Source organism: Oculatella sp. FACHB-28 (assembly GCF_014696015.1).
Lineage (GTDB): Bacteria > Cyanobacteriota > Cyanobacteriia > Elainellales > Elainellaceae > JAAUTN01.
The window spans coordinates 17,567-32,542 of sequence record NZ_JACJPJ010000090.1 but is presented as its reverse complement, the minus strand read 5'-3'; the positions used below and the strand labels follow the sequence as shown (position 1 = coordinate 32,542).

Below are 14,976 nucleotides of genomic sequence, written 5' to 3'. Positions count from 1 at the left end.
TTCTGCTCTAAAATCACGTCTAGAGTGACAGTCGAGGATCAGCGTTTGCTCATAATTTGCTGAGCGATCGCTTCCACAATTCGACTCAAGGGATGCTGAGGATATTTCACCGAAAATATGCCTGCGCTAGCCAGCACCATCATTTCATCAGAGTGAGGCAAAACTCCAGCGACTACAGCACTATAAGCCTCCTCAACCTTTTGCTTGAGTAAATCAAAATCAAAGACGGTGGGCGCTTTGTTAACCACCATTAACAGCTTAGGAACTTCTAGCTTACGAGCCACATCCACCGTAACGGCCGTTCCTTGATAGTCCTGCTGATCGGGTCTCAAAATTAGCACCAGCACATCAGAAATGGTGATCGACAGCAACGTTTCCTCATTGAGTCCCGGATGCGTATCAATTAGCAGGTAGTCCAACCTCAACGCTTTAACCAGGTCTTGAAAGCCATCATTGAGCAATCCTACGTCATAGCCTTCTCGCAGCACCTTGGCAATTTCTCCAGCTTTGGCACTAGAAGGTACTAAGAAGAGCTTGCTGCGTTCAGTGCCTTTTCCCTCTAAAACTGAGGTGACATCATAGGCAACCTCCTGGATAGTACGGCGACCCCAAAGATAGTCATTGAGCGAGCGGTCAATCTGGTCTTCATCAAAACCAAAGAGAACATGAATTCCAGGAGATTGAATATCAGTATCGACCACACCAACCCGATAGCCATGACGGGCAATCGTTGCAGCCAGATTAGCGGTTGAATTGGACTTACCTGTTCCGCCACGGTAGGAATGGATCGAAACGATCATAGACATGGGTTTACCTCTAGCCGAAGGAAGTTGGAGACAACCGAATGCATCTTACTGTGGCTAAAACAACCTATCTTCAATTTGGATCTGCTGCTAGCTCAACCTCAACATTCAAGTCAGTTCACCCTGATTCAGCCTAATCTGGTTTGATTCCCAGAAAATCATTTTGAGAGTAGGTATTCCCAATTCAGAAAATTTTTCTGCAAGTCTCTACCTTGGTTGCGTGTAGCATCATAACGCCAATGTAATGCAAATTGGTAGACGTTACCCCTGCCCTTTTCTACCTTTAAGGACGTTAATCAGAAGGACTTTCAGCCAGGCGAATTGTTTGCCCTGAGTGATCTGTGTGCACAACATAAGCTCCATTAGGAGTGTTGAACACGATGCGGTATCCGGGTGTGATCATCTCAGCACAGAACTCTTCTGGACTGGGAACTCCTATGCAAGCGTTATTCCAATCTACTGGTTCAAACTGTTGTAGGGCGATCGCCTCACTGGTGATCGCCGTCTCCGCTACCAAAAATGATTTTAGGCGCTCTGTTAATGCAGCAGGCAAAACCGTTACTGGGTTAGGAGATGTGGTTGTTGCCGTTGGAGATGGGCTATCTGCTTCCAATGGGGCTGTCTCCAGGTTAACCGCGTCCGAATTCAGTGCTGGACTACAAGCACTTACCAGTATCAACAGCACGAGCGTTAAGCAGACAAAAATAATCTGGCGCATGGGAAACCTTTCCCTTTAGCTAAGGTACAAAATGTAAGCCAACGACTTACATCTACACCCTAAACCTTAGAGCCCTTGCTTTAGGGAGGAATTTTAGAGGTAAAACAATCCTTCTACCTCTAAAATTCCTCCCTAACCAAGCTGCCGATCAGCGCTGTCCAAAGTAGGTTTTGTAGATTTCATGGGCAATTGGGACAGCAGTTACTCCGCCGAACCCGCCACCTTCAACAACTACTGCAATCGCAATCTGAGGATCATCCACCGGTCCATAACCCACGAATACCGCGTTATCTTTTTGACCCGGTACTTCTGCAGTACCCGTTTTGCCAGCCGTCAAAGGAATAGAACCATCATTTAGCCGACGAGCAGTTCCTTCCTGCACAGCTGCAACCAATCCAGACTTAACGGCTTCAAGGTTTTCTGGAGTTATGCCAGTTGCGACTCTTTCTGCGGACAGGGTTTCAGTTTGACTTGTGAGCAAGTGGGGTTTGACGCGCCAGCCACCATTAGCGATCGCCGCTGTCAAAACAGCCATCTCCAATGGTGTAACCTGAACCAAACCCTGCCCAATTGACATACTCACCGTGTCACCCGTATACCAGGGTTCGCCATACAGTTCTTCTTTTTGAGCTGGGGTAGGCACAGATCCCCGGCTGCCTCCATCTAACCCCAAATCAGTGATCCCAATGCCCAGTGCTTCTGACCAATGCGCGATTTGCTCTGGCCCAACGGCAATGCCAACTTGATAGAAAAAGGTATTGCTGCTGACCGCCATCGCCTTGCGAAACCCAATCGGACCGTAGCCACCGCTATGCTCATTGAAAACTGTGCCACCAACATTAATCGAAGCGTAGGTATTCACGATAGAGCTGGGAGAAAACTTACCCGACTGCAAGCCCGCTACGGCTGTGATAATTTTGAATGTGCTGCCAGGAGGATAGCCCTGCAAAGCCCGATTTAGGAACGGCTGGGTGTCTCCGTTGAGTTGTTGCCACTCTGACTCTGTAACGCGACGGGTAAAGATGTTGGGATCAAAGCTAGGACCGCTGGCGATCGCCAGCACTGCCCCCGTTTTTACATCCATTACCACCACTGCCCCTCGGCGTTGAGCAAGCGCTCGCTCAGCCGTCTGCTGTAAATCCAAATCCAGTGTTAACCGCACCTGATTACCTGCCACAGCAGGGTCCGTACCCATCCAGCGTAATTCTTGCCCTCGTGCATTCACCTCAACCTTACGGCTGCCCCAGCGACCGTCTAGCTCAGCGTTGGCTAACCGCTCGATCCCCATTTGCCCCACGATCATGCCATATGGATAATCCGGGTTCTCCTTCAAGTCTTCCTCAGTCGCCTCGCCAATGTAGCCCAGCACGTGAGCTGCCAAATCGCCATGAGGATAATAGCGACTCGACTCGGCGATCGTTTCTACACCAGGAAACTGAGCCGACTGCTCAGCCAAAGCGACAAACGCACTTTGATTGAGTTGCTGAGTAATTCGGACAGGCATCGGTGAGTTGTAGCCCGCCTTCTCCAGTTGCTCAATGATTTCTGCGGCTGGCGTATTTAATAACGGGCTGAGGCGAGAAGCCGTCACCTGCCACTGTTCGGGTGACTGTTGACGCGGCCAAAGATATACAGAACGAGCCAACCGGTTGGCTGCAAACAGTTTCCCGTCGCGATCAGTAATATTGCCTCGATCAGAAGGAATCGGGATCAGTCGAACCCGATTTTGTTCTGCAAGGCGCTGGTTAAACTCGCCCTGAACCAACTGCAAATGAGTGAGACGCACCACAAATGCGCTCATGATTGCAGTCGTAAAAAGCATTAAAAATACTCCACGCCATACCAACTTGTCCCGGCTGGCTGATCGCAGCAGGGAAGTTTTGGCAGAGCGTCTATCGGATGCATAAGAAATTCCACTAGCCATCTGCACTGCGTCCGCAAAATTTAGTGTACGGTGTCTTGGGATTTCACAAATTTCTCGGTTTGCGGTTAAATTTGCAGTTCCCTCGGGCACTTATATAGAAATTTTTAAGCCCCTTGCTTTGTTACCATCCCTCAATGAGTGATCCAAATCCGGATTTTTAGCGGTTAAGACACTGATGGGGGTTGCAAGTAGAGTACAAGACGAAGATTAAAACTTCGCTAAAACTTTTATCTTTGTCAGCTTGAGCTGAGCTTGCACCAATAAAAACAGCACCCAGCAATTTTTAGGATAGGAAAGCACTAACTTCAAGGTGACAGGACTACTGTTGTTTCCCAATTCATAGCAGGTGTTTTACCCCAACGTCACCTGTTTTGCAGTTTCTGTTTCAGTTTTTCATGCATGGCTATCGCGTTCTCACACGTTAGAGCTAGAGGCAATGTGGGCAGTATGAAGAGGTAGTAGCCCTCATCCAACGCCGCACTTGGACATAAGCCATGAAAACTATCAAAGTGATACAACCTGCTGGCATCCTAGACAGCACAAAAGCAACCGAAATTCGACGCGAGGTTGCTGATGTAGTGGAACAAAACGCAGGAATTGTATTGATCGACTTGAAAGACGTGACGTTTGTTGATAGTTCAGGCTTAGGCGCGCTAGTTGTCGCACTCAAAACAGTTCGAGCAGCAGGCGGCAAGCTCTACATCTGCTCAATCAATGATCAGGTGAAAATGCTATTTGAACTCACCAGTATGGATCGAGTGTTTGAGGTATTTACAGATCGAGCAGAGTTTAACCAGCAAGTCTTAACGACTTGTACTAATTCAATTTAGGCAGATTAATCAAAACGAACTCTAAGTAGGGATAAATCGTCATTAAAGGCTGCTTCGTTGCTGAGCAAATGAACTGTTTCTAACAGTTCATCCAGGTTAGAAGTATTTCCCTGCTTGGTTAGTAAATCAATGAACGGCTCTAGTCCCCAAATTTCTTCATTGGTTTGACGTATTTCATAAACGCCGTCACTAAACACATATAGATTACCGCCTACTGGAATCTCGCAACGGCTACTTGTAAAGGAAACGTCCGTTAACATGCCGACCGGTAGCGCTGGAGTTTTGAGCAACTGAACTTCTAACGCTCCATTTTCAGTGTTAGATGCCAAAACTGCGGGTGGATGTCCAGCACTCGCGTAGGTCATCTGACGTTTAGCCTGATTATAAACGCCGTACCAAATCGTGAAATATTTCTCGTTCTGGCTATTCATTTGAAAGGTTTCGTTTAACCCTCGAAGAACATCATGGGGTTGGTAGAAGTTGACATCGGGTAAGGACTGCGATCGCAACAAATTTAATACTGCGATTGACGGTAAAGCTGCTCCTAATCCATGTCCTGAAACATCGAGTAGATAAATGACTAGATAGTCTGGGTCGAGCCAAAAATAGTCAAAACAATCTCCCCCCAGCTGGCGAGAGGGGATGAACCGGGCATCGATAGAAATCTTGCCGACCAAGGGAGCAGGGAGCAGCGATCGCACGTATTCGGCTGCCTCTGCTAATTCTGCCTCTAGAAGCTGTTTTTGGGTTTGCAGGTCACGGGTAAGCTGATGTAATCGCAGTCCAGCCCGCACTCTTGCCTGTAGCTCGGTCAGCTCAATTGGTTTAGCGAGAAAATCATCCGCACCTGTATCCAAACCTTGAACACGGTCAGCTGTTGCACCGCGGGCGGTTAGTAGGATAAAAAATGTTGTGGAAAGCTCTAAGTTGGACTTGACCTGCCGACAAACTTCCAGTCCATCAATTCCGGGCATCATCCAGTCACAAATAATTAATGCTGGGTGAAGGTTTTGTGCCTGCTCTAACCCAGCTTCACCATTGTCCACTGTTATAACAGTATGCCCTTGACCTTGGAGTGATTTTCTTAAAATTAATCTAATAATAGGATCGTCATCAATGACTAATATTTGTGCCATATAGCAGTCCTAAATCAAGTGTGAGATAAGTGATTTGTGAGAAGCGCGTTTCTCAGAGGTGTGCCTCTCACAATCCATTTAGGATTGCTATAGATCATTAACGTATAGCGCTCCGAGTCGATGTTTAAGGTTTGATTTTGCAAGACTATACACATTACGAAATGCCACGTTGTCAGCATTAGACATTTTTTTATATCAGGATGTTTTCAGTTGGAAGTCGTTAAACAAGCACATCTTCAAGTTAATACAGATCTTGGTGCGCTGACTCATATTCTGTCTTGGTTTGATCAGTTTAACAGCGCTATTATTCCACCCTCGATCTGGCTACAGTGCCAGTTAGCTCTAGCAGAAGGTTTTACAAATGCAGTGCGCCATGCCCATAAAAACTCTCCTCAAGAGACACCGATCGATATAGAAATTACCTTGTTTGACCAGCTACTGGAGATTCGCATCTGGGATGTTGGATCAGGGTTTGATTTAAACCAACAATTAAACCAGATGCCGCTAGAAGTCGATTCTGATGCAGAAGGAGGACGAGGCTTAAAGTTGATGCAACAACTATCAGATTCACTTACCTATACCCAAACTGGCGATCGCCGAAACTGTTTGCTTATTGCGAAGAATTTTAGCGCCTCTGCTTAAGGGTTAAGAACCCAACTCCAGTTCAGATTTTGGCTTCGACGAAGGCTCGAATTTTGTCAAGAGACAGTTCAATTTCTGCTAGAAAACGCTCAGGGGTTTGAAGCTGTTTTTGGCGAGCCTGCTGCTCTAGATGCTCCGCAGCAGCCTGCATGATTTTGGCACCCACGTTAGCACTGGCTCCCTTAATGTGATGGGCAGCCTGTTCAGCTTGCCACAGGTCTTGATTAGCGATCGCCCCTTTCAATGTTTCAAGGTGAATTTGGCTGTCTTCAACAAAAATTTGTAGTAGCTCCAGTTCAAATTCGCGGTTGCCGTCAGAGATTTGATGCAGATGCTTCCAGTTGAGTTGAGTGTTAAGGGCATCACGCGCCGCATCGGGCGTCGTTGACTGATCTTGCAGGGCAGCTGAATCTGTCAGAATGGCTTTTCCCCAACGATCTAACATGGCGGCTAATACATCCTTACGTACAGGTTTGCTCAAGTAATCGTCCATCCCAGCGGCGATCGCTCTCTCCTGGTCTTCTTGAAGCGCATTAGCAGTAACTGCAATAATCACAGTTTGACGTTGAGTTAGCCTTTCCTGCTCCATTTTACGAATCAGGCGAGTTGCTTCGTATCCATCCAGTATGGGCATTTGGCAATCCATCAAAACGATATCGTAATCGATCTGAGCGATCGCCTCTATAGCTGTTTGACCATTAGCAGCTAAATCTGCCTTAAATCCCAAACTGTTGAGTTGTTTTAACGTTACCTTCTGATTAACAACATTGTCTTCGACTAACAAAATTTTGAGGTTAGATTCAGCAGGCAATACGGCGGCTGGACGCTCTGGCGGGACCTCCTGGGTAACTTCCTGTGGATTTTCGGTGCTGGCAAGACTGTCAGAGGCAAGAGATAGAAAACATTCCAAAAGCCGTGATTGTCTCACGGGTTTTACTAGATAGGCAGAAAAATCGAGTTCTAATGCCCGATGAACACCGGATGCCAAATCAACGGAGGTCATCATCATAACCAAGTGGGTATCTGCCAAAGTAGCGTCAGCTTTAATTTGTTGCGCTAGTGATTTTGCATCTATTTCTGGCATCTGAATGTCTAAGAGCGCCAGATTGTAGGGAGCATCAGACAGAGCACCTTGACGCAACTGTTGCAGAGCGATCGCCGCACTCTCAGCCTCAGTCACTTGCATTCCCCAAACCATTGCTTGATAGCGCAAAATTTTGCGATAGGTTGCATTGTCATCAACAATCAGCAGCCTTAACCCACTCAACACTTGAATCGTTTCTTTAGCGACAGGCGGAACAGGGGGAATAATCTGCTTATCAAACGTAAGTGAAACCCAAAACTTTGACCCTTGCCCTAAGGTACTTTCCAGCCCAATTTGTCCACCCATCAATTCCACAAGCTGTCTGGAGATTGCTAATCCCAGCCCCGTTCCTCCATATTTGCGAGTCGTTGAAGCATCGACTTGAGAAAAGGGCTGAAACAGCCTTGCCTGAGATTCTGGCGCAATGCCAATGCCACTATCAAAGACGGAAAACATGACAGTTGCCGAAGACGGTGTTTCTGTTACTAATGCCGCTTGAATAACGACCTCTCCAACATCTGTAAATTTGATTGCATTGTTAACCAAATTGGTCAAAATCTGCCGCAGGCGGTTGGCATCACCGCGTAGATAAGTTGGCACATTGCGATAAATTAAAGTTGCAACTTCAACTCCTTTTTCGTGTGCCTTGGTTGCCAAAAGTTCAGCAACTTCTTCAACACAGTTCTTTAAATCAAAATCTAAAACTTCTAACTCCATTTCTCCAGCTTCTAATTTGGAGAAATCTAGAATTTGATTAATTAACATCAGCAGACTGTCACCGCTCATTTGAATCGTTTCTACGAAATCTTGCTGTTCAGGGTTGAGCTGAGAATCTAGCAACAAACCGGTCATGCCTAGAACAGCATTCATGGGTGTACGAATTTCATGACTGACGATCGCCAGAAACGCACTTTTCATTTGAGAGGCTTGCTCTGCTTCTTTGCGAGCTTGCTCTAGCGCCAGGTTTTGTTGTGCAAGCTGCTGCCGCTGCTGCACCTCTTGAGCCAGCAACCGTGCCTGAACAATTGCGATGCCTACATGGTTAGCAAGCTGTCCTAAAAATTCCACTTCAAAGCTCTGCCATTGGCGAGGTTGTCCACACTGATGAGCAATCAGCAAGCCCCAAAGCTGATGACTAGCAAGAATTGGCACCACTAGGTTTGCCCGTACCTGAAAGCGGTCTAGCAAGGCGAAGTGGCAAGGGGTCAGGTTTGCCTGCTGGATGTCGTCAGCAGCCCAAATTCGCCCTTGATGGTATTGCTCGCCCTGCCCCTCTTTAAAGCAGGTATCTTCAATCAATTCGCCTAGCGCAGCTGTCCACGGCGGTTCTACTGATTCAACCACGACCCTGCCCATCCAATCAGGCTCAAAGCGATACATCAGTACCCGGTCAGCCCGAAGGAAGCGTCTGACCTCGGCTACAGTAGTGGTCAAAATCTTTTCCAGGTTAAGCGATTGACGAATACGGAGGGCGATGTCTGCGAGGAGCTGCGATCGCTGATTCTGACGCTGCAGTTCTGCTTCTGCTCGTCGTCGCTCTAAAACGCCGCCAATTCCTCCTGCCAACGCTAGCAGAGTAGATTCTTCGGCTTCAGACCATTGACGCTCAGAATGGCAATCGTCTAAGCCAATAAACCCATTGAAATTGCCGTTGACTAGAATGGGCACCACTAGAATAGACAAAACGCCCTGTGCTTTCAGTAGGGACTGTTCAGGGAATGGTAAATCTCTAACCAGAGTGGCGATCGTCTCGCCTCGGTGCAGTGTGTTGTACCAATAGCAGGACTCTTTGTAGGGCAAATTTTGTAGAGCCGGGTTGCCTAACTGAGCCAAGCTAGGATCTTGCGTCCATTCATGGCGAAGGCTGGTATGTAGCGATGATTTACCCGGTACCAGGTGGTTTTCAAAAATGCAAATCCGGTCAACCTCAGCAGCTTGTCCAAGAATCTGCAAGGCTTCGTCGAGCGCCAGGCTATAGTTTGTGCTGGTTAGAAGCTGGTTAGTGGCTCGCGCAACGCCCTGAAGCAGTTGACTCCATCGCCTCATTTCTAGTTCTGCCTGTTGGTGCTGCGTCATGCGATTAGCAAACAATTAGCAAAGTAGGCAAAAGCAACCCTTCTATACCGATAAGCTTTTTTCGAACGGGTACGAGCGTGGTTTTGCTGCTGCTTACATCAGTGATTAGGAGATTTAGATACAGATGAATTGCAATATAACGGGTCTATCCAAACCAAAACTTCACCTTTAAATCACTACTCTGATTCACCCATGCACCATGCAGCAACAACAAAGACAACACTCCAAATGAGCCACCTAGGAGGCTGAAACAAAGTTAGCAAATTTAGTGGTAAATAAGCTATTACATCTAATATCAGTAATCCCAAGAACAAGCTAAAAGCGAGCATGATTAGAGACATACAGGTTTAGCCTTCGTATTCAGTGTCAATTTCAATCTCTAGGGTGTCTTCATCGATCCGAACATAAAGAATATTGGGGCGACAACACACCTGACAGTCTTCGACATAGGACTGTTGGCTACCTGCACTTAAATCAATGAAAGTGAGGTTAGTCTCACCACAGTAGGCGCATCCATACTCTGCTGTATTCTGCATAAGGAATGATTTGATTTACCCAGAAGAATCAATTACCCGGGAAGAACGGGATCAAAAGTAACTAGTTTCAGATGATCAGGGTTCGCAATTAGTTCTTTGGCAAGTAGGTAACCAGCAATCGTCCAGGTTTGATATTTTCGTGCCTCTTTGCCGATTAGCCGTCCATCTGGTCCGTCGTAGTATTCGGGCCATTGGTCTAACACGAGTCGACGTTCTGCAATGGCGATCGCATGGTGAGCCAACTCACCTCTGTCCATCTTTTTAGCTGCCGCCGTCAGCATCCAGAGCAGCACGGGCCAACTTCCGCCATTGTGGTAGGACCAGGGGCGATTTTTAGGATCAGCACCCGTAACTATTTTCCAATCTGTGTCTTCTAACGCTGGGTAGCAGAGCTTCATCGGCATGTGGCTGACCAAATCACTCCAGCGCAACTCAATCAAATTCAAAATTCTGTGAGATTGCTGTTCATCCACTAACGAAGTGATCACGGCTAGTAGATTTCCCAACGAGAAAAAGCGGCAGTCGAGTTGAGACGGACCCAGGTTACCTGCCAGATAGCCACCTGCTTCCGGTAGCCAGTTTGCCAGCCGATAAAACGGAATGGAGTCGGAGTAAATGTTGAACTGGTTGAGTGCTTCTTCGCCATATTCCTCTACCTGAAAGCGGTAGATAACGTTGAGGCGATCGGAGTCGAGCCAATAATTTTCTCGAATTTGTCTGAGCAAAGGTACCAGACGACTTTGGATCGCCTGAATCATAAATTGGTTTTCCGGGCTAGGAACCAAAAGCTCTAGGCTGGCTTGCAAGGCTGCATAAAACAGCGCTTGAATATCTAGAGGATGTCCGTAAAGCCCCATACGGCGATCGATCATGCCTGCACCATCGGGTACTAGCACCATCGGATACATATCAAACCGAGTGACAAGGCAAAGCTCTAGGCTGAGGCGAATTCCTTCTTGAAAATCGGCTTGATGGGCTAGGTCGGTGTCTTGACTAGCAATGACATAGGCTCGGAGCAGGACAATCCACCACAGACAAGAATCTGCCGGTGCAACTCGACCGATCGCATGGTTACCAAAGTCTGCTTTTACGTATTCTTTGCCGCCTTGGGAAGCAATTTTGAAGCTGGCTGGCATTAGCCCGCGACTGGGCTTTGAGCAGTCCAGCTGTCCTGTTTTGGGCTGCAATTTCAGAGTTTCTTCTAAGAAATTGCGAACGATGTCGGTTCTTCCTTTGATTAGAAAGACTAGCGCCGAGGAAACAAAATCTCGAATAAAGCACTGGTCGTAGTTCAATGCTGAGATGTCTGGATCGCAAGCGGCGATCGTGCCAACAGGACGACCCTGGTAATAAATAATTGAATGTTCAAGCGCGTCCCAGGCTTGTTCTACGATTAAACGATCGCTCAAGCGTTAGTCCTCTCTAAGCTACACACCAAAAAGTGCAGGCAATGCCTACTCTACAGATATACGACAAACTAAGAAGCTCATAGGTTTATGGTAAGGCGATCGCCCACTCAAATCGTTACAGACCCGGTTTAAATTGCTACAAACCAAACCTGCTATTTGTCAGGCAGGCGACAGCGCTCTTGAGTATTGCATTCAAGCCGCTTTTGGCGATCGGCAACAAGGGTAGCTAAGTCCGCTCGTCCAGTCAAAGTCAACCGTTTATCTGCCCAGATTTCATACAGCCAGTCAACCAAATGACCAACAATAGGCAACTTGGTGACCGCATAAATCCATCCGATCCCCAGAACTTCGTAGACTCGACGAAACACCTCAACGTTTTTGATCACCGTGCCGTCGGGCAGCACAGCGTGAATACGTCCCATTGCGGTTTCAAAGTCAACACCGCCATTGGCTTCAGGAGCATAATCATCAGCAGCAATGTCAACAAACGCGACTCGACCGCGACCCGCATCTCGCTTTTGTAAAAAGTTCACTTCTCGTAAGCACAGCGGACACTCACCGTCATACAGCAGCTTAATCTGCCACGTCGGACCAGAGGATGCAGGAGTTGCTGTGGTCACTGTTGATTTTCGAGAGTTTGACGGAGACATAAGCAAACTTGGAGCTAACTGTTTCAATCAGGAAGATAAGTATCTTTCTATAGTCTAACCTCACAAAACTTAACATTTAGCTCTAAGCAGTGCTGTTCATAACAGCGATCGTTCGCGAATTTGCGATCGCGAACTTACAACCACTCCTTACCGTATGGAGACTGCTTCAACCAACCTAAGAATTGCGTTCGATCTTTTGCTGACATGTCTTGCAAGGCATCCATGACTCGTTCTGTGAAGGTTGCATTACCAAAATGCTCTTTCCCGATTCGGTGCAGTTCTCGCAGCAGCGTGTTCAGATGGTGTTCTTGCCAGGAGGGAATTTGTAGCGATGCTAGTGGGTCAATTGTCAATAGCTGGTTAATTGCGGCAGGCGATTCAGTTTGAGGGAAGCGCCCCTGTTGAAAGACTGCTGTGATCTCTTTCTGAAATAAGCCGACTTGTCTGGCTCCCAGCAAATCTTCGATGTCGATGTACATCGCCTGCAACAATAACAAACACGCCTGGATGAAATGCGGTGTAGTTTCATCATCGGATTGAGCATCAGGATCAACCCCAAGCTGCTCCAGACGCACTTTGCCCCACACGCTATAGCGTTCAGGTTCTTCTAATAGGACGCAGGCTTTGCCCCGATTGTCGGTTAGATCTCGCCAAAAAGCTTTGGCTTCCTCTTCCTGGGAAGCGTTAAAGACGCTAATCAGACGAAAAGTTTGCCCCTGATATTGCAGAATTGGAATTTGCTGATCCCTTTTTGGATGCTGAACGCTTGAGATTTCAACATCCTGCCTCTTTAGGATAAACATGACGCTGCCAATTTACTCCTGTCAAGACTAGGGATACGGGGTAGACGCAAAACTCATTCAGGCAAGCCCTCCAGATGGAAAGTGCCGTCTAAATTGAGCTGATCGTGAACAGCGATCGCCTCAGTTAACTTTACTATCCCATCTAAAACTGATTTGAGTTGGTTTTCAGTGTACATCTGTTGTTGAACTATTCTGCAACTAACTCCTGTGTTAGAAGCTGAGATATTAGCTGAACCAATATAACGTTTGTTTTGATACTATATATTGGTTCGCGAAAAGGTTAGTACAGAGAAGTTTGGTTTCCCAATGTGTTCAGGGCAGCCATTGCAGCACCTTGGCACCAGTGAGCCTTCTTAGCCTGATTCGCTTCAATACATGCTCCAGTAGCTCAGGTGGATAGAGCAACTGCCTTCTAAGCAGTTGGTCGCTGGTTCGAGTCCAGCCTGGGGCGTTAGATTTGGGCGTGAAGGGTAATTCCTTTACCCCAATTTTCCTTACCTCATTCCCAAATTTGGCTAAACAGCGACTCGATACTCTTTTAGTGGAACTGAATCTCGCAGACTCCCGCCAGCAGGCCCAGCGGCTGATTCGGGCAGGGGAGGTGATGGTAAATCAGCAACTTGTTGACAAACCCGGAACTGAAGTGGAGGTTGCGGCTCAGATTCAGGTGAAGCAGCGATCGCCTTTTGTCTCTAGAGGCGGTGAAAAACTCGCAAGGGCACTCCAGGTTTTCCAGATTCCAATTGCAGAGCGAATTTGCCTGGATGCAGGAATTTCTACAGGAGGCTTTACAGATTGTCTGCTCCAAGCTGGGGCAAAGCAGGTATATGGTGTAGACGTCGGCTATGGACAAGTCGCTTGGAGCCTGCGTCAGGATCAACGTGTGGTGCTGCGAGAGCGGACAAATCTGCGAAACCTGAAACCCGAAGAGCTTTATATTGCCGAGCAGCCCTATCCTGATCTGGGCGTTGCAGATGTTTCGTTTATTTCTTTAACTAAAATTTTGCCTGCACTGTGGCACCTGCTTCAGACTCCACGAGAAGTGGTGCTGCTGGTCAAACCTCAATTTGAGGTTGGGCGAGAAAAGGTTGGGAAAAAAGGCGTTGTGCGAGACTTGCAGGATCAGGCAGGGGCGATCGCCCAAGTCCTAGATTCAGCTCAAGATTTGGGTTGGCAGTATCGTGGGTTAACCTGGTCACCGCTGTTAGGACCAGCCGGCAATATTGAATATCTGTTGTGGTTGCACATGGAAAGTTCAGCAGTAGCACCTACGCTAGCAGAAATTGAGCAGGTCACTAAAATCGCTCAGCAAGAGTTGAGAAAGTAGGGCGAGAAGATACTTAAGAAGTGGCGAATGATCTTATGTGGCAATAGCAAGTAATAAAGAAGCAATCACAAAATTCAGAATGCTGTATTTTCTTAAAAGGGCAAACGTAGCGCTAGACTAGGAGGCGATCGCAACTTTACACGAACTTTTTAAAATGTAGAGAACCCAATTCATGCTCTACACAATTTTGTTAGTGGGAGTTAAGCGATTCAGCCGATTAGTTTTAGAACAATTGTACAGAGAATTATAGATGTAACGGATTACTCAGACATTCAGCAATGACTCCACAAGAATTCAGAGAAGCCTATTTAGAATCGCAAAACGATCTGGGCAATCATCTCCAAACTCTCACAGATTTAACCTCGCAGTTTGAAGAATTAATTTCGCTTATTTCCGCAGACTACTCAAGGATGAACGAAGTAGTTGATGAATTTATTAGTCGCCAAGAGAGCCAGCAACAAGATGGAGGTCAGGCTTAGAGCTAGCAATTTCAGCATCAATTGCTTGGGTCAACGTGTTTAGATTGATTGGTTTAGTCAAATATCGGCGTGCGCCTAAGTGCAAGGCTCTCAGCTTTTCTCTGCGGAACGTGAATGCAGAAACCACAATTACTGGAACGTTGTTCCATCCCGAATGGAGCAACTCTTCCAGTAACGCAAATCCATCTTTGTCAGGCAGCTTGAGATCGAGCAAAATAACGTGGGGTCTAAAACTTGCAATTGATTGTAGAAAGTTTGCCCCATTAGGAGAGCTAAATACGGTGTATCCGTAATGCTCAAGCATATCTTGAGTCAAGAAACGATGATCATCGTTATCTTCAATAAAAAGAATGCGTTTCTCCATAACCCGATCTCAAGTGCTATGCCTTCACCCTAATTTACAGGTGAAACAAATAAATGGGCAAGTTGACTGATGTAATTAAGTGATCAGGCTGATGTATTGCCGAATACTTTAAACAATTCCGACGATCAAAAGAGAAACACATTCTTAATTTATCAAACTAAAGCGATCAAATCTGATCGTAATGAACTTATACCA

General features: G+C 46.8%; 14 protein-coding genes and 1 tRNA gene. 4 read left to right on the top strand and 11 right to left on the bottom strand.

All coding sequences use genetic code 11. The features are described 5' to 3' along the window. Window positions 1-38: 38 nt before the first annotated feature. The 3 genes from H6F88_RS23305 to mrdA form a co-directional block, all read right to left on the bottom strand. The gene (locus H6F88_RS23305; protein ID WP_190645126.1) at window positions 39-806 is read right to left on the bottom strand and encodes a MinD/ParA family protein; all 768 of its coding nucleotides are present in this window, start codon (window positions 804-806) and stop codon (window positions 39-41) included. A 289-nt stretch (window positions 807-1,095) separates the two neighbouring features. Further along, window positions 1,096-1,521 (bottom strand): hypothetical protein, encoded by a 426-nt coding sequence (locus tag H6F88_RS23300; RefSeq protein WP_190645125.1) that lies wholly within the window; start codon window positions 1,519-1,521, stop codon window positions 1,096-1,098. Between the two features lie 148 nt (window positions 1,522-1,669). Further along, window positions 1,670-3,445, bottom strand: coding sequence for a penicillin-binding protein 2 (mrdA, locus tag H6F88_RS23295; RefSeq protein WP_190645124.1), 1,776 nt, complete (start codon window positions 3,443-3,445; stop codon window positions 1,670-1,672). Window positions 3,446-3,939: 494 nt separating this feature from the next. Between mrdA and H6F88_RS23290 the strand changes: the two genes are divergently transcribed. Beyond that, on the top strand, window positions 3,940-4,275 hold the full coding sequence (locus H6F88_RS23290) for an STAS domain-containing protein (protein ID WP_190645123.1): 336 nt from the start codon (window positions 3,940-3,942) through the stop codon (window positions 4,273-4,275). A gap of 5 nt (window positions 4,276-4,280) precedes the next feature. Here H6F88_RS23290 and H6F88_RS23285 read toward each other — a convergent pair whose 3' ends face one another. Further along, entirely contained in the window at window positions 4,281-5,411 is a 1,131-nt protein-coding gene (locus H6F88_RS23285) for a SpoIIE family protein phosphatase (RefSeq protein ID WP_190645122.1), read from the bottom strand. Window positions 5,412-5,621: 210 nt separating this feature from the next. Between H6F88_RS23285 and H6F88_RS23280 the strand changes: the two genes are divergently transcribed. Then, the gene (locus H6F88_RS23280) at window positions 5,622-6,053 is read left to right on the top strand and encodes an anti-sigma regulatory factor (protein ID WP_190645121.1); all 432 of its coding nucleotides are present in this window, start codon (window positions 5,622-5,624) and stop codon (window positions 6,051-6,053) included. A gap of 22 nt (window positions 6,054-6,075) precedes the next feature. On the opposite strand, the gene H6F88_RS23275 is transcribed toward H6F88_RS23280, so the two are convergent. The 6 genes from H6F88_RS23275 to H6F88_RS34155 form a co-directional block, all read right to left on the bottom strand. Continuing rightward, window positions 6,076-9,213 (bottom strand): response regulator, encoded by a 3,138-nt coding sequence (locus H6F88_RS23275; protein ID WP_190645120.1) that lies wholly within the window; start codon window positions 9,211-9,213, stop codon window positions 6,076-6,078. A 347-nt stretch (window positions 9,214-9,560) separates the two neighbouring features. Beyond that, complete coding sequence (locus tag H6F88_RS23270) at window positions 9,561-9,749, bottom strand: CPXCG motif-containing cysteine-rich protein (RefSeq protein ID WP_190645119.1); 189 nt, start codon at window positions 9,747-9,749, stop codon at window positions 9,561-9,563. A 32-nt stretch (window positions 9,750-9,781) separates the two neighbouring features. Further along, window positions 9,782-11,158: a glycoside hydrolase 100 family protein gene (locus H6F88_RS23265; RefSeq protein ID WP_190645118.1), complete on the bottom strand. Its 1,377-nt coding sequence runs from the start codon at window positions 11,156-11,158 to the stop codon at window positions 9,782-9,784. 152 nt (window positions 11,159-11,310) lie between these two features. Then, window positions 11,311-11,808 (bottom strand): DUF393 domain-containing protein, encoded by a 498-nt coding sequence (locus H6F88_RS23260; protein WP_190645117.1) that lies wholly within the window; start codon window positions 11,806-11,808, stop codon window positions 11,311-11,313. 134 nt (window positions 11,809-11,942) lie between these two features. After that, complete coding sequence (locus H6F88_RS23255; protein ID WP_190645116.1) at window positions 11,943-12,611, bottom strand: Npun_F0813 family protein; 669 nt, start codon at window positions 12,609-12,611, stop codon at window positions 11,943-11,945. A gap of 53 nt (window positions 12,612-12,664) precedes the next feature. Next, on the bottom strand, window positions 12,665-12,787 hold the full coding sequence (locus H6F88_RS34155) for a hypothetical protein (protein ID WP_277881968.1): 123 nt from the start codon (window positions 12,785-12,787) through the stop codon (window positions 12,665-12,667). A gap of 201 nt (window positions 12,788-12,988) precedes the next feature. On the opposite strand from H6F88_RS34155, the gene H6F88_RS23250 reads away from it, so the two are divergent. Both H6F88_RS23250 and H6F88_RS23245 read left to right on the top strand, forming a co-directional pair. After that, window positions 12,989-13,062: transfer RNA gene (locus H6F88_RS23250), tRNA-Arg, on the top strand. Between the two features lie 60 nt (window positions 13,063-13,122). Beyond that, window positions 13,123-13,938 carry a TlyA family RNA methyltransferase gene (locus H6F88_RS23245; RefSeq protein ID WP_190645115.1) on the top strand — a complete coding sequence of 272 codons (816 nt, stop codon included), beginning with the start codon at window positions 13,123-13,125 and terminating at the stop codon, window positions 13,936-13,938. A gap of 435 nt (window positions 13,939-14,373) precedes the next feature. Here H6F88_RS23245 and H6F88_RS23240 read toward each other — a convergent pair whose 3' ends face one another. After that, window positions 14,374-14,781: a response regulator gene (locus tag H6F88_RS23240; protein ID WP_190645114.1), complete on the bottom strand. Its 408-nt coding sequence runs from the start codon at window positions 14,779-14,781 to the stop codon at window positions 14,374-14,376. Between the last annotated feature and the right edge of the window lie 195 nt (window positions 14,782-14,976).

Excerpts from the sequence above, each read along its gene's own strand:
- H6F88_RS23305 (WP_190645126.1), bottom strand. The coding sequence starts at position 806 with ATGTCTATGATCGTTTCGATCCATTCCTACCGTGGCGGAACAGGTAAG.
- H6F88_RS23300 (WP_190645125.1), bottom strand. The coding sequence starts at position 1,521 with ATGCGCCAGATTATTTTTGTCTGCTTAACGCTCGTGCTGTTGATACTG.
- mrdA (WP_190645124.1), bottom strand. The coding sequence starts at position 3,445 with ATGGCTAGTGGAATTTCTTATGCATCCGATAGACGCTCTGCCAAAACT.
- H6F88_RS23290 (WP_190645123.1), top strand. The coding sequence starts at position 3,940 with ATGAAAACTATCAAAGTGATACAACCTGCTGGCATCCTAGACAGCACA.
- H6F88_RS23285 (WP_190645122.1), bottom strand. The coding sequence starts at position 5,411 with ATGGCACAAATATTAGTCATTGATGACGATCCTATTATTAGATTAATT.
- H6F88_RS23275 (WP_190645120.1), bottom strand. The coding sequence starts at position 9,213 with ATGACGCAGCACCAACAGGCAGAACTAGAAATGAGGCGATGGAGTCAA.
- H6F88_RS23270 (WP_190645119.1), bottom strand. The coding sequence starts at position 9,749 with ATGCAGAATACAGCAGAGTATGGATGCGCCTACTGTGGTGAGACTAAC.
- H6F88_RS23260 (WP_190645117.1), bottom strand. The coding sequence starts at position 11,808 with ATGTCTCCGTCAAACTCTCGAAAATCAACAGTGACCACAGCAACTCCT.
- H6F88_RS23255 (WP_190645116.1), bottom strand. The coding sequence starts at position 12,611 with ATGTTTATCCTAAAGAGGCAGGATGTTGAAATCTCAAGCGTTCAGCAT.
- H6F88_RS34155 (WP_277881968.1), bottom strand. The coding sequence starts at position 12,787 with ATGTACACTGAAAACCAACTCAAATCAGTTTTAGATGGGATAGTAAAG.
- H6F88_RS23240 (WP_190645114.1), bottom strand. The coding sequence starts at position 14,781 with ATGGAGAAACGCATTCTTTTTATTGAAGATAACGATGATCATCGTTTC.